Genomic DNA, 20292 nt, shown 5'->3' with positions numbered 1-20292 from the left:
CATGCCGCTGTACACCGAAGGCCACCCGATTTCCGACCGGCGCGCGCCGGACGGCCCGATCGAGACCCGCTGGGACCGCCGCCGGTTCTCCGCCCGCCTGGTGAACCCGGCGAACCGCCGCAACCGCAGCGTGATCGTCGTGGGCACCGGCCTGGCGGGCGGCTCGGCCGCCGCCACCCTGGGCGAGCTCGGCTACCGGGTCACCTCGTTCTGCTACCAGGACAGCCCGCGCCGCGCGCACAGCATCGCCGCGCAGGGCGGGATCAACGCCGCCAAGAACTACCGCAACGACGGCGACAGCGTGCACCGGCTGTTCCACGACACGGTGAAGGGCGGCGACTTCCGCGCCCGCGAGTCCAACGTGCACCGGCTGGCCCAGGTCAGCGTCGAGATCATCGACCAGTGCGTGGCGCAGGGCGTGCCGTTCGCCCGCGAGTACGGCGGCCTGCTGGACACCCGGTCCTTCGGCGGTGCGCAGGTGTCGCGCACGTTCTACGCCCGGGGCCAGACCGGGCAGCAGCTCCTGCTGGGCGCGTACCAGGCGCTGGAGCGCCAGGTCGCCGCCGGGCGGGTGGAGGTGCACCCGCGCACCGAGATGCTGGACCTGCTGGTGGTGGACGGCCGGGCGCGCGGGGTCGTGGTCCGCGACCTGGTCACCGGCGCGGTGTCGACGCACTTCGCCGACGCCGTGGTGCTCGCGACCGGCGGCTACGGCAACGTGTTCCACCTGTCCACCAACGCCAAGGGCTGCAACACCACGGCGATCTGGCGGGCGCACCGCCGGGGCGCGCTGTTCGCGAACCCGTGCTTCACCCAGATCCACCCGACGTGCATCCCGATCAGCGGCGACCACCAGTCCAAGCTGACCCTGATGAGCGAATCGCTGCGCAACGACGGCCGCGTGTGGGTGCCGAAGGACCCGCAGGACTCGCGCACCCCCAACGACATCCCGGACGGCGAGCGCGACTACTTCCTGGAGCGCCTGTACCCGGCGTTCGGCAACCTGGTGCCGCGCGACATCGCGTCCCGCGCGGCGAAGAACATCTCCGACGAGAAGCGCGGCGTGTACCTGGACTTCGCCGACGCCATCGCCCGTCTGGGCGTGCGCGCCGTGGAAGAGCGCTACGGCAACCTGTTCGAGATGTACCAGCGCATCACCGGCGAAGACCCGTACCGGGTGCCGATGCGCATCTACCCGGCCGTGCACTACACGATGGGCGGGCTGTGGGTCGACTACGACCTCCAGTCCACGATCCCCGGCCTGTTCGTGATCGGCGAGGCGAACTTCTCCGACCACGGCGCGAACCGGCTGGGCGCGAGCGCGCTCATGCAGGGCCTGGCGGACGGCTACTTCGTGCTGCCCGGCGTGATCGGCGACTACCTGGCCGACGCACCCTTCGAACCGCTCACCGAGGACCACCCGGCCGTTGCGGACACCACGTCCGAGGTGCGCGGCCGGGTGAAGGCCCTGCTCGCGGTGGACGGCGACCGCACGGTCGAGTCGTTCCACCGCGAGTTGGGGCGGCTGATGTGGGACGAGTGCGGCATGGAGCGCGACGAAGCCGGGCTGCGCAAGGCGCTGGAGCGCATCCCCGAGCTGCGCGAGGAGTTCTGGCGGCGGGTGAAGGTGCCCGGCACGGGCGAGCGGCTCAACCAGGAGCTGGAGAAGGCCGGGCGGGTCGCGGACTTCTTCGAGCTGGCCGAGCTGATGTGCGTGGACGCGCTGCACCGCGAGGAGTCCTGCGGCGGGCACTTCCGGTCGGAGTCGCAGACCGGGGGCGGCGAGGCGCGCCGCGACGACGCCCGCTTCTCCTACGTCGCGGCGTGGGAGTTCACCGGCGCTGAACCCGTGCTGCACAAGGAAGAACTCGTTTTCGAGCACGTCAAGCCGAGCACCCGGAGCTACGCGTGAAACTCACCCTGCGGATCTGGCGGCAGAGCGGCGCGACCGGGCGGCTGGTCGAGTACCCGCTGGACGGCCTGTCGGCCGACATGTCGTTCCTGGAGGCGTTGGACGTCCTCAACGAGCGGCTGATCCTGGCCGGGGAGGACCCCGTCGCGTTCGACCACGACTGCCGCGAGGGCATCTGCGGCGCGTGCGGCGTGATGATCAACGGCATCGCGCACGGGCCGCAGAAGGCGACCACGGCGTGCCAGTTGCACCTGCGCAGCTTCGCGGACGGCGACGTGCTCACCGTGGAGCCGTGGCGGGCCGACCCGTTCCCGGTGGTGCGGGACCTGGTCGTGGACCGCGGCGCGTTCGACCGGATCGTCGCGGCCGGCGGGTACGTCAGCGTGCCCACCGGCAGCGCACCCGACGCGCACGCCACCCCCGTGCCCAAACCGGACGCCGACACCGCGTTCGAGGCGGCGGCGTGCATCGGGTGCGGCGCGTGCGTCGCGGCGTGCCCCAACGGGTCGGCGATGCTGTTCACGGCCGCGAAGGCCACCCACCTCGGCGTCCTGCCGCAGGGGCAGCCGGAGCGGTACTCGCGGGCCCGGGACATGGTCGCCGAGCACGACGCGCTCGGCTTCGGCGGCTGCACCAACGCCGGCGAGTGCACCCCGGCGTGCCCCAAGGGCATCCCGCTGACCACGATCGCCCGGCTCAACGCCGACCTGCTGCGCGCTCACACCACGCGCAGCGACAGGTAGGACACCGAGCACACCAGGACCGTCGCCAGCAGCCCGAGCAGCAGGGCGCGCGGTCCGGTCGCGAGCAGGTGGCGCGGCCGGACCGCCGTGCCCAGCCCGAACATCGCCACCGCGAACAGCACGGTGGTGAGGACCTCGGTGACCGCCAGCAGCCCGCCGGGCAGCACGCCGGTCGACCGCACCGCGACCATCGCGAGGAACCCGACCAGGAACAGCGGCACCACCGGCCCGCGCCGCCGGCCCACCCCGGCCACGACCGGCGCGAGCAGCGCCACCCGGCTCAGCTTGACCGCCATCGCGGTCGCCAGCCCGGAGGCGGGCGCGGCGGCGGCCACCTGCGCCACCTCGTGCACGCTCAACCCGATCCACTCCGGCGACGCGCCCAGCAGCGGCAGCACGACCATCGTCGCGGTGCCGAACACCGTCACCAGCGCGACGCTCGCCGCCACGTGCTCCTCGTCGCGCCCGGTCGACACCGCCGCGATGGCCGACGCGCCGCAGATCGAGAACCCGCTGGCCACCAGCAGGACCAGGCCGCGCGGCAGGCGCAGCCGACCGCCCATCCACAGCGTGCCGAAGAACGTGACACCGACCGTGACGACGGCCGCGACCAGGATTCCCGGCCCGAGCTCCAGCAGTTGCGGCAGCGACAGCCGCAGACCGAGCACCACCACGCCCGCGCGCAGCAGCTTGCGGGTGAGCGGTGCCAGGTCCGGCAACCGGCCACCCACCAGGACACCCAGCACGAGCGCGGCGATCAGCACACCACCACGTTCGGCGGGTTCGCCCCGTTCCGGTAGCCGGAACCCGGCGATGAAGTCATACCCTGGGCCTATGACCGACCCGCCGGACCTGGCCTCGCTGCGCCTGCTGGTGCTGGTGGGGGAGCTGGGCAGCCTCGGGCGGGCCGCCCGGGAGCTGGGGGTGGCGCAGCCCTCGGCGAGCAAGCGGCTGTCCACCCTGGAACGCCGGCTCGGCCTCGTGCTGGTCGACCGGGGCCGGCGCGGCTCGGCCCTGACCCCCGCCGGCGTGGTGGTGTCCGAGCGGGCGCGGCGCGTCCTGGACGAGGTGTCCGGGCTGCTCGCGGGCGCGGACGCGCTGCGCGTCGAGCGCGACGCCGGGCTGCGCGTCGCCGCCAGCATGACCGTCGCCGAGCACCTCGCGCCGGTCTGGATCGGCGAACTCCGCCGCACCCGTCCCGACCTGCACGTCGGCCTGCGCGTGACGAACTCCGAGACGGTGCTCGGGCTGCTCCGCGACGGCGCGGTCGACCTCGGGTTCGTGGAAGCGCCCGGCGCGGTGACCGGCCTGTCGTCCCGGCAGGTCGCGGTCGACCGGCTCGCCGTCGTCGTGCCGCCCGGCCACCGCTGGGCCACGCGCCCGGTCACCGCCACCGAGCTCGCCGCCACCCCGCTCGTGGTGCGGGAACGCGGCTCCGGCACCCGCGACACCCTGGACCGGGCGCTGCCGGACGCCGTCCCGCCCGCGCTGGAACTGGGCTCCACGACGGCCGTGCGCGGCGCGGTCGTCGCCGGCGTCGCACCCGCCGTGCTGTCCGTGCTGGCCGTGGCCCTCGACCTGGCCGACGGCCGGCTCGTCGAGGTGCCCGTGGAGGGGCTGGACCTGCGGCGCGTGCTGCGGGCCGTGTGGGCGGGCGGGCGGCGGCTCGTGGGACCCGCCGCGGAACTCCTCGCCGTCGCGGTCCGGCGTAGTTCAATGGGGGCATGAGCTGGTTCCGCCGCCGCACCGCACCCCCGACACCGCCCCGGCACCGGCCCGACCCGGCCGAGGCGGCGGACGCGTTCTGGCGGCGCTGGTACGACCTGCTGCCCGAGGTCAGCGCGGCCCTGGGGGACGGCGCGCCGCACCGGGTCGAGAACGAGCTGTGCGACCTGGTCGCGGCGCTGCACCCCGACCTGCACTTCTCGCTGGAACGCGGCCACCGCGCGATCTACGCGCTGGTCCTCAGCGGTCAGGAAGACCCGGAGGTGCGCCCGTACACCGACGCGTGGACGGCCGCCGCGCCGCCCGAGGACATGATCTGGGAGTACCACGACTCGGTGCCGCCGGTGCCCGATCCGACCCTGGTGACGGTGAACCTGGGCGTGAAAGCCGTCCGGCTGGCCGACGTGCGGGTGGCGGCCCACCTCGCCGACGGCCTGGTCGACGTCGCGGTGTTCCACCCGCTGTTCGGCGACCTGGACGACACCCAGCGGCAGACGATGACCTACCTGCCCCTGGACGTCACCCTCGGCGAACGGCTGGCCGCCCGGCACCTGGGCCGCGTGGAGACGGCTCTCACCGAACCCGGCGGCGCGATCGACCTGCTCGCCCTCCGCGAGCTGGTCCGCGGCCTGGCCGACGACCCCTCCTGACCCCGCTTCCCCCACGGCACCCGTCCGGCACGCGGCTGAACGGGTCGGCGGCTCGCGGGCGCTCCCGGCCCGTGCGACGCTGGTCGACGTGCTCCAGGTCTGCCTGAACGGTGCCCGCACCGCCGACAGCCACCCGGCGCTGCCGGTCAGCCCGGCGCAACTGGCCGCCGACGCCGCCGCGCTCGTCCGGCTCGGCATCGCCCACTTCCACCTGCACCCGCGCGACCTGGTCGGCCTGGAGGTGCTGGCCGGTCCCGAGGTGGCGACGACCGTGGCCGTCGTCCGGGCCGCCGCGCCGCGCGCCGAACTGGGCGTCACCACCGCCGCGTGGATCCAGCCGGACCCGGTGCGCCGCGCCGAACTCCTGCGCGGCTGGGCCGGCCTGGCCGCCGGCCGCCCCGACGTGGCCTCGGTCAACGTCCACGAGGACGGCTGGCTCGACGCGGCGCGGGCGCTGCGGGACGCGGGTGTCGGCATCGAACTGGGTGTGTTCCACGAGGACGCCGCGCACGTCCTGCGCCGCGCGGGCGTGCCGGACGGGACCGTCCGCATCCTCGCCGAGGTCCGGCCCGCCGGGACCACCGACGACGCCGAAGCCCTGCTGCGCCTGCTCGAACCGCTCGGCCCGCCGATCCTGCTGCACGGCGAGGACGACAGCGCGTGGCCCATCCTGGACTACGCCGCCCGCCTCGAACTCGACACCCGGATCGGGCTGGAGGACACCCTCCACAACCCGGACGGCACCCGGACCCGGGACAACGCCCAACTGGTCGACTACGCGCAGCGCACCATCCGGGCCAACGCCGTCCGCTAGCCGCGCGACCACCCGCCACCGGACCCATCACCGGGCCCGGTCCGGATCAGGCCACCGGGTTCAGTCGGGCAGCACGACCGACACGATGCCCGCCAGGTGGGCGAGCCGCGCCACCTCCGCCGCCCGGAACATCGGCCCGCCCGGACGCCCCACCAGCAGCACCCGGTCGGGTTTGCCCAGCGGTGTCGCCGCGAGCTCGGTGCCCAGCTCCCGCCACGTCTCCGGCACCCAGCTCTCCTCGCCGTCCAGCACGGTCGCCCGCGCCAGCGGCATCCACGGCGGGTTCGCCATCCGGGTCTCCGGGGCCGCCGTGGACGCGGTGATCCGGTGCACGCCGGTGCTGTCCCAGGTCAGCACCACCGCCCACCCGGCGCGGATGATCTTCGGGACGCCCTCGGTGAACACCTCCAGGCCGCGCGCCGGCTCCTCCGCGACCTCCTCGACGAGTTCCAGCTCGCGGTGGGTGTCGAGCACTCCGGCGTACGGGCGCACCGCGTCCACCTCGACCCCGTCGATGGACTCGGCCGCGGTGATCAGCACGTCCGGCAGCCGACCGGACGGCAGCTCCACCACCAGGTCGTCGATGGCGACGCCACCGCCGCGCTCCACCACGTCCACGCTGAGGATGTCGGCCCCGATCTCGCCCAGCGCGGAGGCGACCGCACCCAGAGCGCCGGGGCGGTCCGGGAGCTGGACCCGGATCAGGAAGGACACGGTGCAACGCCTCCAGGAGGTTCGGGGTTTCGGCCGATGATTCTCGCAGACGCGGCTTCGCTTTCCGACCCACCTGCCGCGTTGCGCCACGGTAAAATCCCGCACCCCCGCGCGCGGGCGGGAGATCCCCGTCGGACTCGTCCCTGACCTGCCAATAGACTCGGCGGGTCCCGATCCGAGTAAACCGACCCACGGGGGTTGACGAGATGCCCAGCATCTCCCGCGACGAGGTCGCGCACCTGGCCCGACTGGCCAGGCTCGCCGTCACCGACGACGAGCTCGACCTGTTCGCCGGCCAGTTGGACGTGATCTTGCAGTCGGTGGCCACGGTGGGCGACATCGCCACCGCGGACATCCCGCCCACTTCGCACGCCGTTCCGCTGACCAACGTGTTCCGCGAGGACGTGGTGCGTCCCAGCCTCGGTCAGCAGCAGGCGCTCGCCGGAGCCCCCGCCGCCGAGGAAGGCCGCTTCCGCGTGCCGCGAATTCTGGGTGAGGAAGCATGACCGAGCTCATTCGTCACACCGCCGCCGAACTGGCCGCCAAGGTCGCGAGCCGCGAGGTCTCCGCGACCGAGGTCACCCAGGCCCACCTCGACCGGATCGGCGAGGTCGACGGCGCGGTGCACGCGTTCCTGCACGTCGACACCGACGGCGCGCTCAAGGCCGCCAAGCGGGTGGACGACGACATCGCCGCCGGCAGGCCGGTCGGCCCGCTGGCCGGCGTCCCGCTGGCCCTCAAGGACGTGTTCACCACCGAGGGCGTGCCGACCACCTGCGGTTCGGCGATGCTGCGCACGTGGACGCCGCCCTACGACGCCACGGTCACCCGCCGCCTCAAGGAGGCCGGCATCGTGATCCTCGGCAAGACCAACATGGACGAGTTCGCGATGGGTTCCTCCACCGAGAACTCGGCGTTCGGCCCGACCCGCAACCCGTGGGACCTGGACCGCGTCCCCGGCGGCTCGGGCGGCGGCTCGTCGGCGAGCCTCGCCGCGTTCGAGGCCCCGCTGGCGATCGGCACCGACACCGGCGGCTCGATCCGCCAGCCCGGTTCGGTCACCGGCACGGTCGGCGTGAAGCCCACCTACGGCGGCGTGTCCCGGTACGGCCTGGTGGCGTTCTCCTCGTCGCTGGACCAGGGCGGGCCGTGCGCCCGCACGGTGCTCGACGCGGCGTTGCTGCACGAGGTCATCGCGGGCCACGACCCGATGGACTCGACGTCGATCGACGCGCCCGTCCCGCCGGTCGTCGCCGCCGCCCGGGAGGGCGCGAACGGCGACCTGACCGGCGTGCGGGTCGGCGTGGTCACCCAGTTCAGCGGCGACGGCTACCAGGCCGGCGTGCTGCGCTCGTTCGAGGCGGCCGTCGCGCAGCTCAAGCAGCTCGGCGCGGAGGTCGTCGAGGTGTCGTGCCCGAGCTTCGACTACGCGCTTCCCGCGTACTACCTGATCGCGCCCAGCGAGGCGTCGTCCAACCTCGCCCGGTTCGACGCGATGCGCTACGGCGCGCGGCACGGTGACGACGGCACCCGCAGCGCCGAGGAGGTCATGGCGATCACCCGCGACCAGTGCTTCGGCGCGGAGGTCAAGCGGCGCATCATGATCGGCACCTACGCGCTGTCGTCGGGCTACTACGACGCCTACTACGGCTCGGCGCAGAAGGTGCGCACGCTCATCACCCGCGACTTCCAGCGGGCGTTCGAGCAGGTCGACGTCCTGGTGTCGCCGACGACGCCGACCACGGCGTTCAAGATCGGCGAGCGGGCCGACGACCCGATCGCCATGTACAAGGCAGACCTCTGCACCATCCCGGCCAACCTGGCCGGCACGCCCGCCATGAGCGTCCCGAGTGGACTGTCCGACGAGGACGGCCTCCCGGTGGGGCTCCAGATCATGGCACCGGCGTTGCAGGACCACCGGATGTACCGGGTGGCGGCGGCATACGAGGCGGCCCGCGGCTCCGTGCTCGCGGACGTGCCGGAATTGGCGGTGGCGCGGTGAAGAAGGCACGAGGGATCTTCGCGCTGCTCGGCGCGGGCAGCGCGGCGGCGAGCGCGTTCTCCACGCTGCGGACCGCGCGCGGCAGGAACGACAAGCTCGCCCTGGTCAACGCCATCGCGAGCATCCTGGTGGCGATCACCGGCGCGGCGCTGGCCGTGCGGGGCCTGCGGAAGGACGGCGACGCATGACCGCGGTGCACGAGCTGATGGACTACGCCGAGGTCGTCGAGCGGTTCGACCCGGTGCTCGGCCTGGAGGTGCACGTCGAGCTGCACACCAACACGAAGATGTTCTGCGGCTGCGCCAACCTGTTCGGCGGCGAGCCCAACTCGCACACCTGCCCGACGTGCCTGGGCATGCCCGGCGCGCTGCCGGTGGTGAACGCCAAGGCGATCGAGTCGGCGATCCGCATCGGGCTGGCGCTCAACTGCTCCATCGCCGAGTGGTGCCGGTTCGCCCGGAAGAACTACTTCTACCCGGACATGCCGAAGAACTTCCAGACGTCCCAGTACGACGAGCCGATCGCGTTCGGCGGCTGGCTCGACGTCGCCCTGGACGACGGCGACGTGGTGCGCGTGGAGATCGAACGCGCCCACATGGAGGAGGACACCGGCAAGTCCCTCCACGTCGGCGGCGCGACCGGCCGCATCCACGGCGCGGACCACTCGCTGCTGGACTACAACCGGGCCGGCGTCCCGCTGATCGAGATCGTCACCAAGCCGATCACCGGCACCGGCGAGCGCGCCCCCGAGGTCGCCCGCGCCTACGTGACCGCGCTGCGCGACCTGCTCAAGGCGCTGGACGTCTCCGACGTCCGGATGGACCAGGGCTCGCTGCGCTGCGACGCGAACGTGTCGCTGATGGCCAAGGACGCCACCGAGTTCGGCACCCGCACCGAGACCAAGAACGTCAACTCGCTGCGCAGCGTCGAGCGCGCCGTGCGGTTCGAGATGACGCGGCAGGCCGCCGTGCTGGTGTCCGGCGGCACCATCCGCCAGGAGACCCGGCACTTCGACGAGTCGACCGGCGGCACGTCCTCCGGCCGCGCCAAGGAGACCGCCGAGGACTACCGGTACTTCCCGGAACCCGACCTGGTGCCCATCGCCCCGTCCCGCGAGTGGGTCGAGGAACTGCGCGGCACCCTGCCGGAACTCCCGTGGGAGCGCCGCAAGCGCGTCCAGGACGAGTGGTCGCTCACCGACGCCGAGCTCCGCGACCTGGTGAACGCGGGCGCGGTGGACCTGGTGACGGCGACGGTCGAGGCCGGCGCGACCCCCGCCGAAGCCCGTTCGTGGTGGGTGGCCTACCTGACCAAGGAGGCCAACGCCCGAGGCGTGGAACTCGGCGAGCTGGCGATCACGCCGACCCAGATCGCCCGGGTGATCGGCCTGGTCAACGCCGGTGAGCTGACCAACAAGCTGGCCCGCGACGTGGTGACCGGTGTGCTGGCGGGCGAGGGCGAACCGGAGGCCGTGGTCGAGGCTCGCGGGCTCAAGGTCGTGTCCGACGACTCGGCGCTGGAGAAGGCCGTCGACGAGGCGCTGGCCGCCCAGCCCGACGTGGCCGCCAAGATCCGCGACGGCAAGGTCGCCGCCGCGGGCGCGATCGTCGGCGCGGTCATGAAGGCGACGAAGGGGCAGGCGGACGCCAAGAAGGTCCGCGACCTGATCATCGCCCGCTGCTCGTAGCCGCGTCCGACCACCGCGGGGCAGGCTCCGGCCTGCCCCGCGGTGGCGTTTCCGCCCGCCGTGCCCGGTCCGCGCCGGCGGTGGCCCGTCCCCGAGACCGGTCGGGCGGTCCCCTTATTGCGGGCCTCCGGCGCTACCTCTGTGTCAACACATTCCCCCATTCGAGTGGTACCGTCCGCTCTGAAGAGAAATTCGCCCAGGTCAAAGCAACCCGCTTCCGTGATGACGATCGCTCTCGGTGAATTTCCCGGTCAAAGATGCGTCCATCTGTGTCAGTCTTGAGCCGTTCGGCAGGGCCGGGGGGCCGCCGAATGATCACTCTCACGGTCAAGCATCCCGGGAGTGCTCCGGGATCCGTTGTAGGGGAGGACAACGCATGTCCGCTGAAACCGATCCGAAGCTCGTCGAGGAGATCGACGCCATCCCGGCCGAGGCCGGTGTCGAGCAGGAAGCCGAGGCGCTCGCCGCGCGTTCGGGCAAGAACTACGGCGGCTCCGGCGGCGGCGGCGCGATCCCGCAGGGCGGCCCGTACCAGACCCACGGCGAGCCCGGCGGCGGCGAGTCCGACCCCAACGGCGGCCCGTACCAGCCGCACCAGCCCGACCCGGCGAAGCCCGGCCCGGTCGTCCCCACCGGGGGCCCGTACCAGACCCACTCGGTCGACCAGCCGATCGCCGCGCAGAACTGAGGCAGCGGGCCGCACTGCCAGCCGGACGGGTGGCAGTGCGGTCCGCTAGCTTGTGCTCTCATATGAGAGTGCCTCTGGCGACCGCCGATCCCGTGGGGGATGCCCGTGAACTCCACCGCAAGGGCAAGGCGTCCGCGTCCGCGAACCGCTACCTGACCGCGACCCGCATCCTCCGCCAGGGGCTGGCCCTGCTCGACCGGGCGGACGCGGACCCGGTCGGCCGGCTCGAAGTCCGCATCAGGCTGCTCATGACGTTGTCCTTCTGCCTGGCCGAAACCCAAGGCCTGGAAGACGGGCTGCGGCAGCTCGCGGACGCCCGCGGGGAAACCGCCGGCCTGCCCGAAGGGGCGCTGCGCGACGAGCTCACCAGCCTCGTCAACGGCGTCCAGGGCGTCCTGCTGTTCCGCGTGGGGCGCATCGAAGAGGGCATCCGCTACGCCGACCTCGACGTGGCGCACCACGAACGCCTCCTGGCCCACACCGGGGCCGGGGGCGGCGACCCGATCCCCGTCGTCCAGTCGCTGATCACCACGCTCACCAACCGCGGCAACGCCTACGGCGAGGTCCACCGCATCGACAACGCCGTCCGCGACCTCAACCGGGCGGCGGAACTCGCCACCGAGCACGACATCCCGCTGCGCGCGGCCCTCGCCACCCACTCGCTGGGCAACGTGCTGCGCCTGGCCGGCGACATCCCCCAGGCGCTGCACCGGTACCAGGAAGCCAACCGGGCGTTCCGCGAACTGGAGCCGGGACTCCTGCTGCGCCTGGGCATCGACCAGGCCGAGGCCATGATCAGCGTCGGCCTGACCGACGAGGCCGGCCGGCTGCTGGACGAGGTGCTGCCCGAGCTGCGCCGCCAGCGCATCGGCCAGGACGTCGCCGAAGCCGAGCTCTACCGCGGCGCGGCGGCCCTGGCCGACGGCGACCTGGTGCTGGCCAGGCGCATGGCCAGATCGGCGCAACGCAGGCTCGTCCGCCGGGGGAGCCCCGCGTGGGCGGCCGTGGCGGGCCTGATCGAACTCCGCGTGGACGCGTTGCGCGCGGTGGAGTCCCGCCGTTCGTCGCCCTCGGTGCTGCGCCGGGCGTTGGCACTGGCCACGCGGTTGAGCGCGCTCAAGCTCCACGACCAGGCCAAGCTGGCCACGGTCCTGGCCGCGCGCATGGAAGTGCGCCACGGCAACGTCGACAGCGCCGCCGAACTGCTGCGCCGGGTCTCGAAGTCGCGCCGCTTCGCCCCCATAGACCACCGGATGCTGCTGCGCCTGTGCCGCGCCGAGCTGTCCCTGGCGCGGGGCAACCGGCGCGCCGCCCTCGCCCAGGCCAAGGCGGGCCTGGCCGAACTGGGCCGGATGCGCGACCGCATGGGAGGCCTGGAACTGGTCTCGGGCACCGCCCTGCACGGCCGGGAGCTCGGCGACCTCGCGGTCCGCCTGGTCCTGGAATCGGGGGACTCGCCCGAGACGGCGAAACGCCTGTTCACCTGGCTGGAGCGGACCCGGGCCCAGCTCTACCGCTACGACCCCGTCGAGTCCACAGTGGACAGCGCGCTGAGCGAGCGGATCACCGAGGTCCGCCGGCTGAGCCGAGCCCTCCTGCGCGCCCGGCTCGACGGCCTGCCCACCACCGCGCTGGAGGAACGCCTGGCCGCCAGCCAGCGGGACGCGATGCGCCTGGGCTGGAGCGAGAGCCCGTGGGGCCGACCCCGCCCGGCGGCGACGGCCGACGACATCACGCCCCGGCTCGGCGACCGGGCCATGGTCAGCTTCGCGGCCTCCGGCGACGCGCTCGTGGCGGTGGTCCTGGCCGGTGGCCGCGTCCGCATGAAGCGCCTCGGCTCGGTGGACGAGGCGACGGAGTGCGCCCGCCGCCTGCACGCCGACCTGAACGCCCTGGCCCCCGACCACCTCCCGCCGCCCCTCATGCGGGTGATCTCGGCCTCCGCCAGTCGTGAAGCCGAGAAGCTGGACGGCCTCCTGCTGAGCCCCCTGGCGGAGATGATCGGCAGCCGGGCACTGGTGGTCGTCCCGACCGGCGCGCTGCACGTCGTCCCGTGGGGCGTCCTCCCCACCTGCGCCGGCCGCCCCACGGTGGCCGTCCCGTCCGCCACCTCCTGGCTCTTCACCACCAGGGCGGACCGGGCCGGCGCGAGCGGGGTCCTGCTCGTCCGGGGCCCGGGACTCCAAGCCGCGCAGGGCGAGATCGACCGCTTGGCCGGCTACCACCGGGACGCCACGCTGCTGGGCGTGAGCGACGCCCGGGTCAGCTCCGTCCTCGACGCGCTCGACGGCGTGGAACTGGCCCACATCGCCGCGCACGGCGAGCACGAACCGGAGAACGCCCTGTTCTCCAAGCTGGAACTGGTCGACGGAGCCCTCTTCGCCCACGAGATGGGCAGGATCCGCCGCCCACCGCACCAGGTCGTGCTGGCCGCCTGCGAACTGGCCCTCAACCGCGTCCGGCCGGGTGACGAGCCCCTGGGCTTCGCCGGAGCCCTGCTCGCCAGCGGCGCGCGCACGGTGATCGCCGCCTCCAGCCGCGTGGGCGACGAGCAGTCGGCCGAGGCCATGGCCGACTTCCACCACAACCTCGCGGCAGGCGCGTCCCCGGCGGTGGCCCTGGCCGACGCCATCGCCAGCAACCCCCTGCGCAGGCCCTTCGTCTGCCTGGGCTCCGGCTGACCCGCCCCTGACGGGGTCGACTCAGTCCTTGCTGCCGGCCGTGCCGTCCCGCACGATGACGGCCACCCGATCGTCACTGGACACCGGCGTACCGCCCGCGTTCTTGTTCACCGTGCCGATCAACGCCGTGTTGTCGTCCACCGCCACCATCGCACCGACCCGGCCGAAGCCGTTCTCCTTGTCCAGGAACGGTTCCGGCTTCCCGGTGAAGTTGCCGTCCGGCCCCATCGGCAGCACCAGCGTGCCCGGCGAACCCGCCGTGCCCACCCACACCGCGTTCGACAGCGACGCGCACCCGCTCACACCCGGCTTGTCCGGCCACGACCACGCCGCGTTGCCCAGCGCCTTGCCCGCCTCCACCCGGTACAGCAGGTCCGCCGACGCACCCGCGTCCGTCACCCACGTCTTCGTGCCGTCCGTCGACGTGCACACCCCGGACGGCGACCGCAGCCCGGAGGCCAGCACCCGCGAACCCTCCGTCGGGTTGCCGCGCGCGGGCTGCCCCGAACCGTCGATGCGCAGCACCTTGCCCGCCAGCGACCCCGGGTCCGCCGCCGACGCCGGGTTGCCCGCGTCACCCGTCGCCACGAGCAGCGCGCCGGTCCGGTCGTAGCCCAGCGACCCGCGATTGCCCGACGGCCCCTTGGGGATGCCCGTCAACACCGGCTTCGGCACGTCGTTCGGTGCCAGGCGCAGCACCCGGTTGTCCGTCGCCGTCGTCACGTACACGTAGACCAGTTGGTCCTCCGGGTACGTCGGCGACAGCGTCACGCTCGTCAGGCCGCCGTCGGAGGACGCGTCCACCTCGAACGTCTGCACGACGACCGGCTCCACGTCCTTGGTGACCCGCACCAGACGCCCCGTCGTGCGCTCGGACGCCAACGCCGTCACCGCACCGGTCGTCTGGTTCACGTCCGTCATCGCCACCCCCGACACCGGCGACAGGCACGTGCCCACCACGGCCGGGCTGAAGTCCTTGCACCCCTGCGGCGGCGGCACGGGCGTCGGCTGCTGCCCCGGCTGCTGACCCTGGCCGGGACTGCTCGGCAGCTCACCGGGCAACTCCGGGCGCGGCCCCGCCTGCGGGGTCAACTGCGGCGCGGGGCTCCAGCCGGCCGGTGCCGGCTGCTCCGGGAAGCTCGCGCAGCCGGCGGCCAGCAGGCCGACAGCGGAGCCGATCAGCAATCCACGGAGTCGTGACACGGCACCCAGGCTAAGCGCGCGGCCGTGAACGTGAGGTGAGAAGGTCGTCCACCGCCCGCTCCACACCCCGCACGCGGGCCAGCAGCAACTCCAGCTCCTCCACCACGACGCGCGGGTTCTCCCACGGCAGGAAGTGCGTGTTCGGCAGCACGCGGACACGCGCCTGCGGCAGCCCCGACACCGCGCCGACCACGCTGTCCGGCGACGCCAACCAGTCGTACTGGCCCGCGAGCACCGTCGTGGGGCACGTCACGCCCGTGAGGTCCAGGCGCGGAGCCCGGCCCAACGCCAGCACCAGCGTGAAGTACCAGCGCCAATCGTGCTTCAGGAACCGCCGCAGCGAGCCCACCACCGGTGACGACAGCTCCGGGACGGGCACCCGGTGCAGCACCGGGTCCAGCAGCGGACCCACCAGCCGCAACGCCGCGACCGACGACACGCCGATCAGCCGGCGGACGTCCTCCGGCAGGCCCGGCACCCCCACCGTGCCCGCGAACGAATCACCCGCCGCGCCCGCCACCAACAGCAGCCCCGACACCCGGTCGGGGTGCCGCAACGCCAACCCGGCCGCCACCGTCACACCCATCGACCAGCCCACCACCACGCACCGCTCGACACCGCCGTCGTCCAGCACCGCCACCGCGTCCGCCACGTGATCACCCAGCGTGACGCGAGACGGGTCGGCCGGGCGGTCCGAGCCCATCGTGCCCCGGTGGTACCAGCCGTGCACCCTGGCGCACGACAGCTCCGGCCACACCGCCGCCGCCGCGCCCGGCCCCGGGCTCAGCAGCACGTCCGGGCCCGTGGTGTCGGTGCGCCACAGCCTGATCCGCGTGCCGTCCGCAGAGGACACGTCGTGCTCCCGCATGGTCCGACAGTGTGCCGTAACGTGCGGGTGTGACGCTCACCGTGTTGGTTCCCGACGATCTTGGTATCCGCGTGTTGACCGGCGTCGAAGGCGTTCGGCCGGTGCGGTACTCGGTGGGGGAGGACCTGCCCCCGGAGGCCGCCGACGCCGAGGTGCTGGTGCCGAAGTTCCTCCAGAGCACCGATCCGCGCGAGTTCTTCGGGCGGTTGCCGAAGCTGCGGCTCGTGCAGTTGCTGAGCGCGGGCGCGGAGCGGTTCATTGGGACCGTGCCGGACGGCGTGCTGCTGTCCACGTGCCGGGGCGCGCACGGCGGGAGCACCGCCGAGTGGGCGATCGGGGCGCTGCTGTCGATCTACCGCGACTTCCCGGCGTTCGAACGGGCGCGGGTCGCGCGGCAGTGGGACTACCACCTCACGGACACGTTGCAGGGCAAGGAAGTCCTCGTCGTCGGAGCGGGCGATCTGGCCGAGCAGTTCCGCCGCCGGCTGGAGCCGTTCGACGCCACCGCGACGTTGGTGGGGAGGACCGCGCGCGACGGGGTGCGGGGGATGGCCGAACTGCCCGAGCTGCTCGGGTCCTACGACGTGGTGCTCGTCGTGGTACCGCTGACGGACGAGACGACCGGGATGGTCGACGCCAAGTTCCTGGCCCGGATGAAGGACGGGGCGATCTTCGTCAACGCCGCGCGCGGACCCGTGGTCGACACCGACGCCCTGGTGGCGGAACTGGCCGCCGGCCGGCTGCGGGCGGCGCTGGACGTCACCGAACCCGAGCCCCTGCCGGAGGACCATCCACTGTGGAGCACCCCGGGCCTGTTCCTGACGCCGCACGTGGCGGGGTCGTGCACCGGCCACGCGGAGCGGGCCTACGCCGTGGTGGCCTCGGAACTGGCCCGGTTCGCGCGGGGCGAGGAGCCCCGAAACCTGGTGCGCGGAGACTACTGATCCCCTGAACGCCCAACCCCTGAACGTCCGGACTTCTGAACCGCTGAGCCGCTGAACGTCTGAACGTCAATCGGTCGAGAGCCGCCCGCCCCAACCCCGGACACGCTGTGTCACACATCCCTCCGGCGCGGGCCGCTCCACCCACTCCCGCCCCATCCCGCTCCTGCCTCATCCCGCTCTCCACCCCTCATCTCCCGTCCCGCTCCGCTCCCGCTCGCACACCCTCCTTTCGGTCGCTCTGCGCACCGGCCGTTTCCCTCGATCCGTGGCCGAATTAGACCATTCGGGGGAATCTTGGCCGCGTAACGGACGCTCGCGGTGGTCCGCCAAACCTCCTAACGTGCGGGTGCGTGGCTACTGACGATCGTTCGAAGAGCCCGAGCGGCTACTCCGACGACGGTTTCTACTCGACTTCGACGAGTGGCGGGAGTGGAGGAGCGCACCACTTCGACGACGGCACCCAGGCGTTCGGCAAGGACACTGCCGCTTTCAACAAGGACACCAGCAGCTTCGACACCTCCGGCTACACGCCGGTGGACACGTTCGGGCAGAACGACGCCGCCCACCGGAACGAGGAGGTCGAGCGCAAGCCGTTCGGCTGGACCGGCAGCGCCGACCTCGGCCTGCTGGTGCTGCGGGTGGTGCTCGGCGCGGTGTTCATCGGACACGGCGCGCAGAAGGTGTTCGGCGCGTTCGGCGGTCCGGGGATCGACGGGTTCGCCCGCCAGTTGACCGAGTTCGGCTACCGCGAGGAGAAGACCCTCGCCTGGATCACCGGAATCACCGAACTGGCCGGCGGCGGCCTCCTGGTGCTCGGCCTCTTCACCCCGCTGGCGGCAGCGGGCATCCTGGGCGTGATGGCCAACGTCATCGCCCTGAAGTACGGCGGCAGCCTCTTCCCCCCGGACGGCTTCCGCCGCTTCCTCAACCCGGACGGCGTCGAACAGGAACTCGCGTACGCGGCAATGGCGTTCGCCCTGGTCTTCACCGGCCCAGGCCGCGCCGCGATCGACTACAACCGAAGCTGGTTCCGCCACCCGTTGCTGACCGGCATCCTCTGCTTCCTCCTCGCAGCAGGCGCAACAGCCACGACCCTCCTCGTCTTCCGCGCCTGACCCAACCGCCCCGCCGACCACTCACCCCTCCGCACACACCACCCCCGCGCCTGCTCGCCGCCCGCCCGCCCGCCTGCCGCCTGCCGCCTGGCCTGCTGTCCGCTGCTCGCCTGCCTGCCTGCTGCCCGCCTACCGATCGGGATGGCTGGCGGCTGGGCGGGGGCCGGGTCACCGGCTGGGTCGCTGGGCCAGGTGGGCCAGGTGGACCAGGTGGACCGGCTGGGTTGCCGGGCCGGTATGGCTGCCGAGTCGGTAGGGCCGCCGGGCCAAGATCCGGACCAGGCTGGGCATAGTCCAGGACGTGAGGCGGGGCTGAGGTCCAGGATTCGAGGCGGGCTGGGCTGGAGTTGGCGCGGGCGTCGGACATGGGCGTCGGATATGAGCGTCGGATATGAGTCGTCGGGTGTGGCTGTGTAATTGTGGGAGCGCGGGCCTGAGGTGAGCCGGGTGCGAGTTCTCGCCGCCGTGTGCCGCGCTCCTTGTTTACGGCAACGAAATCCCCTGCCGGAAAGTGCCCGGAAATCGCCACTCCATTGAGCGTTTCCGCTTCAATCCCATCGAGGGACGTGTGGCGCTTCGCCCTGTATGCGACTACCCGCCTGGGTGCCGTGTGGGCATTCAGGCGGGTAGTCGTATCGTGAATCTGCGTGATGAACCCTAGCGGTTCACGTCGCGCACCGCGCCTTTCGACGCGTCGGTCGTCAGGAGCGCGTAGGCGCGCAGCGCCGTCGTCACGGTGCGGACCCGGTCCGCCGGGTGCCACGGGCGTTCCGAGGCTTCCATCTTCGCCCGGCGTTCGGCCAGCACCTCGTCCGGAACCTGGAGTTCCAGGCGGCGTTCGTGGATGTCGATGACGATCCGGTCGCCGTCCTGCACCAGGCCGATCGTGCCCCCGCCCGCCGCTTCCGGGGAGACGTGGCCGATCGACAGGCCCGACGTGCCCCCCGAGAAACGACCGTCGGTGATCAGGGCGCATTTCCGGCCCAGGCCCGCGCCTTTCAGGAATGCGGTCGGGTGCAGCATCTCCTGCATTCCGGGACCGCCGGCCGGGCCTTCGTAGCGGACCACCAGGACGTCACCGGGCTGGATTACCTTGTTCAGGATCACCGAGACCGCCTGCTCCTGGGATTCGACGACGCGCGCCGGCCCCTCGAAGTGCCACAGGTCCTCGTCGATGCCCGCCGCCTTGATGACGGCCCCGCGCTCGGCCAGGTTGCCGTGCAGCACGGCCAGGCCGCCGTCCTTCGTGTACGCGTGCTCGACGTCGCGGATGCAGCCGCCGGCCGCGTCCTTGTCGAGCTTCGACCAGCGATTGGTCGTGGAGAACGCCTTGGTCGTCCGGACGCCTCCGGGCGCGGCGTGGAACAGCTCGACGGCCTTCTCGGACGGGCTCTCCGCGCGGACGTCCCACGCCGACAGCCACGACGCCACGTCCGGCGAGTGCACCGTGCGGACGTCCTCGTTCAGCAGCCCCCCGCGCCAGAGCTCGCCCAGCAGCGCCGGGATGCCGCCCGCGCGGTGGACGTCCTCCATGTGGTAGTCCGAGTTCGGTGCCACCTTCGACAAACAGGGCACCCGCCTGCTCACGTCGTCGATGTCGGCCAGGGTGAAGTCGACCTCACCCTCCTGCGCCGCCGCGAGGATGTGCAGCACCGTGTTGGTCGAGCCGCCCATGGCCATGTCCAGCGCCATCGCGTTCTCGAACGCCGCGCGCGACGCGATCGAGCGCGGCAGCACCGATTCGTCGTCCTCGCCGTAGTACTTCCGGCACAGTTCGACGACCGTGCGCCCCGCTTCGGCGAACAGCTCGCGCCGGGCCGCGTGCGTCGCGAGCGTCGAGCCGTTCCCGGGCAGCGCCAGGCCCAGCGCCTCGGTGAGGCAGTTCATCGAGTTCGCGGTGAACATGCCCGAGCACGACCCGCACGTCGGGCACGCCGAGCGCTCGACCGCGCTCAGCCCCTCGTCGTCGACGTCGGGCGACGCGGACGCCGTGATCGCGGTCACCAGGTCGGTCGGCGCGACGGCCACGCCGTCGACCACGACCGCCTTGCCGGCCTCCATCGGCCCGCCGGAGACGAACACCACCGGGATGTTGATCCGCATGGCGGCGTTGAGCATCCCGGGCGTGATCTTGTCGCAGTTGGAGATGCACACGATGGCGTCCGCCTGGTGCGCGTTCACCATGTACTCGACCGAGTCGGCGATGATCTCCCGCGACGGCAGCGAGTACAGCATCCCGCTGTGCCCCATGGCGATGCCGTCGTCCACGGCGATGGTGTGGAACTCGCGCGCCACGCCGCCCGCCTCGCGCACGGCCTCCGCCACGATGTCGCCGAGGTCGCGGAGGTGCACGTGACCGGGCACGAACTGCGTGTACGAGTTGGCGATGGCCACGATCGGCTTGCCGAAATCGCTGTCGGTCAGGCCGGTGGCGCGCCACAGCGCGCGGGCCCCGGCCGCGTTGCGGCCGTGGGTCGTGGTGCGGGAACGGAGCGGTGGCACGGCTCCTCCAGAATCTGCGTCTCAAGCGGTGTCGCGACAGGTGC

The 20292-nt window shown here is 72.7% G+C and carries 18 protein-coding genes; 13 read left to right on the top strand and 5 right to left on the bottom strand.

Going from position 1 to position 20292, the window contains the following annotated elements; translation table 11 throughout:
* Position 1 precedes the first annotated feature (1 nt).
* Together AB0G01_RS14945 and AB0G01_RS14940 are read left to right on the top strand one after the other, a co-directional pair.
* A complete protein-coding gene (locus tag AB0G01_RS14945) occupies positions 2–1912 on the top strand; it encodes a fumarate reductase/succinate dehydrogenase flavoprotein subunit (RefSeq protein ID WP_360944792.1) in 1911 nt (636 codons plus the stop codon).
* The gene (locus AB0G01_RS14940; RefSeq protein WP_360944789.1) at positions 1909–2655 is read left to right on the top strand and encodes a succinate dehydrogenase/fumarate reductase iron-sulfur subunit; all 747 of its coding nucleotides are present in this window, start codon (positions 1909–1911) and stop codon (positions 2653–2655) included. Before AB0G01_RS14945 ends, AB0G01_RS14940 begins: the two co-directional genes overlap by 4 nt.
* Here the strand turns inward: AB0G01_RS14940 and AB0G01_RS14935 are convergent.
* Positions 2631–3419, bottom strand: a complete 789-nt coding sequence (locus AB0G01_RS14935) for a putative sulfate exporter family transporter (RefSeq protein WP_360944787.1) — start codon at positions 3417–3419, stop codon at positions 2631–2633. The two genes, AB0G01_RS14940 and AB0G01_RS14935, sit on opposite strands and share 25 nt — an antisense overlap.
* A 70-nt stretch (positions 3420–3489) precedes the next feature.
* On the opposite strand from AB0G01_RS14935, the gene AB0G01_RS14930 reads away from it, so the two are divergent.
* The 3 genes from AB0G01_RS14930 to AB0G01_RS14920 all read left to right on the top strand — a co-directional run bounded on the left by AB0G01_RS14930 (position 3490) and on the right by AB0G01_RS14920 (position 5844).
* A complete protein-coding gene (locus AB0G01_RS14930) occupies positions 3490–4383 on the top strand; it encodes a LysR family transcriptional regulator (RefSeq protein WP_360944784.1) in 894 nt (297 codons plus the stop codon).
* A complete protein-coding gene (locus tag AB0G01_RS14925; RefSeq protein ID WP_360944781.1) occupies positions 4380–5030 on the top strand; it encodes a hypothetical protein in 651 nt (216 codons plus the stop codon). The genes AB0G01_RS14930 and AB0G01_RS14925 overlap by 4 nt, the downstream gene beginning before the upstream one ends.
* 88 nt (positions 5031–5118) lie before the next feature.
* A complete protein-coding gene (locus tag AB0G01_RS14920) occupies positions 5119–5844 on the top strand; it encodes a 3-keto-5-aminohexanoate cleavage protein (RefSeq protein ID WP_360944778.1) in 726 nt (241 codons plus the stop codon).
* 60 nt (positions 5845–5904) lie between these two features.
* Here AB0G01_RS14920 and AB0G01_RS14915 read toward each other — a convergent pair whose 3' ends face one another.
* The gene (locus AB0G01_RS14915) at positions 5905–6558 is read right to left on the bottom strand and encodes an ACT domain-containing protein (RefSeq protein WP_360944775.1); all 654 of its coding nucleotides are present in this window, start codon (positions 6556–6558) and stop codon (positions 5905–5907) included.
* A gap of 206 nt (positions 6559–6764) precedes the next feature.
* Here AB0G01_RS14915 and gatC point away from each other — a divergent pair, with 206 nt between their 5' ends.
* The 6 genes from gatC to AB0G01_RS14885 all read left to right on the top strand — a co-directional run bounded on the left by gatC (position 6765) and on the right by AB0G01_RS14885 (position 13616).
* Positions 6765–7064 carry an Asp-tRNA(Asn)/Glu-tRNA(Gln) amidotransferase subunit GatC gene (gene gatC, locus AB0G01_RS14910; RefSeq protein ID WP_015804727.1) on the top strand — a complete coding sequence of 100 codons (300 nt, stop codon included), beginning with the start codon at positions 6765–6767 and terminating at the stop codon, positions 7062–7064.
* A complete protein-coding gene (gatA, locus tag AB0G01_RS14905) occupies positions 7061–8560 on the top strand; it encodes an Asp-tRNA(Asn)/Glu-tRNA(Gln) amidotransferase subunit GatA (RefSeq protein WP_360944771.1) in 1500 nt (499 codons plus the stop codon). Before gatC ends, gatA begins: the two co-directional genes overlap by 4 nt.
* The gene (locus AB0G01_RS14900) at positions 8557–8748 is read left to right on the top strand and encodes a hypothetical protein (RefSeq protein WP_360944768.1); all 192 of its coding nucleotides are present in this window, start codon (positions 8557–8559) and stop codon (positions 8746–8748) included. Before gatA ends, AB0G01_RS14900 begins: the two co-directional genes overlap by 4 nt.
* Positions 8745–10247 carry an Asp-tRNA(Asn)/Glu-tRNA(Gln) amidotransferase subunit GatB gene (gatB, locus tag AB0G01_RS14895; protein WP_360944765.1) on the top strand — a complete coding sequence of 501 codons (1503 nt, stop codon included), beginning with the start codon at positions 8745–8747 and terminating at the stop codon, positions 10245–10247. Before AB0G01_RS14900 ends, gatB begins: the two co-directional genes overlap by 4 nt.
* Before the next feature lie 376 nt (positions 10248–10623).
* Positions 10624–10935 carry a hypothetical protein gene (locus tag AB0G01_RS14890; protein ID WP_360944762.1) on the top strand — a complete coding sequence of 104 codons (312 nt, stop codon included), beginning with the start codon at positions 10624–10626 and terminating at the stop codon, positions 10933–10935.
* Positions 10936–10997: 62 nt separating this feature from the next.
* Entirely contained in the window at positions 10998–13616 is a 2619-nt protein-coding gene (locus AB0G01_RS14885; protein ID WP_360944759.1) for a CHAT domain-containing protein, read from the top strand.
* A gap of 21 nt (positions 13617–13637) precedes the next feature.
* Here AB0G01_RS14885 and AB0G01_RS14880 read toward each other — a convergent pair whose 3' ends face one another.
* Positions 13638–14819, bottom strand: a complete 1182-nt coding sequence (locus AB0G01_RS14880) for a PQQ-dependent sugar dehydrogenase (RefSeq protein WP_360944756.1) — start codon at positions 14817–14819, stop codon at positions 13638–13640.
* 10 nt (positions 14820–14829) lie between these two features.
* Positions 14830–15687, bottom strand: coding sequence for an alpha/beta hydrolase (locus tag AB0G01_RS14875; RefSeq protein ID WP_360944753.1), 858 nt, complete (start codon positions 15685–15687; stop codon positions 14830–14832).
* Positions 15688–15716: 29 nt separating this feature from the next.
* On the opposite strand from AB0G01_RS14875, the gene AB0G01_RS14870 reads away from it, so the two are divergent.
* A complete protein-coding gene (locus tag AB0G01_RS14870) occupies positions 15717–16631 on the top strand; it encodes a 2-hydroxyacid dehydrogenase (RefSeq protein WP_360944750.1) in 915 nt (304 codons plus the stop codon).
* Between the two features lie 350 nt (positions 16632–16981).
* The gene (locus tag AB0G01_RS14865) at positions 16982–17746 is read left to right on the top strand and encodes a DoxX family protein (RefSeq protein ID WP_360944747.1); all 765 of its coding nucleotides are present in this window, start codon (positions 16982–16984) and stop codon (positions 17744–17746) included.
* A gap of 657 nt (positions 17747–18403) precedes the next feature.
* On the opposite strand, the gene ilvD is transcribed toward AB0G01_RS14865, so the two are convergent.
* Positions 18404–20248 (bottom strand): dihydroxy-acid dehydratase, encoded by a 1845-nt coding sequence (gene ilvD / locus AB0G01_RS14860; protein ID WP_360944744.1) that lies wholly within the window; start codon positions 20246–20248, stop codon positions 18404–18406.
* Positions 20249–20292 lie beyond the last annotated feature (44 nt).

Origin of the sequence: Actinosynnema sp. NPDC023587 (assembly GCF_040640215.1) — a bacterium.
Taxonomy (GTDB): Bacteria; Actinomycetota; Actinomycetes; order Mycobacteriales; family Pseudonocardiaceae; genus Actinosynnema.
Note: the sequence above shows the minus strand (reverse complement) of the source record. Positions and strands in the feature narration are given on the sequence as shown.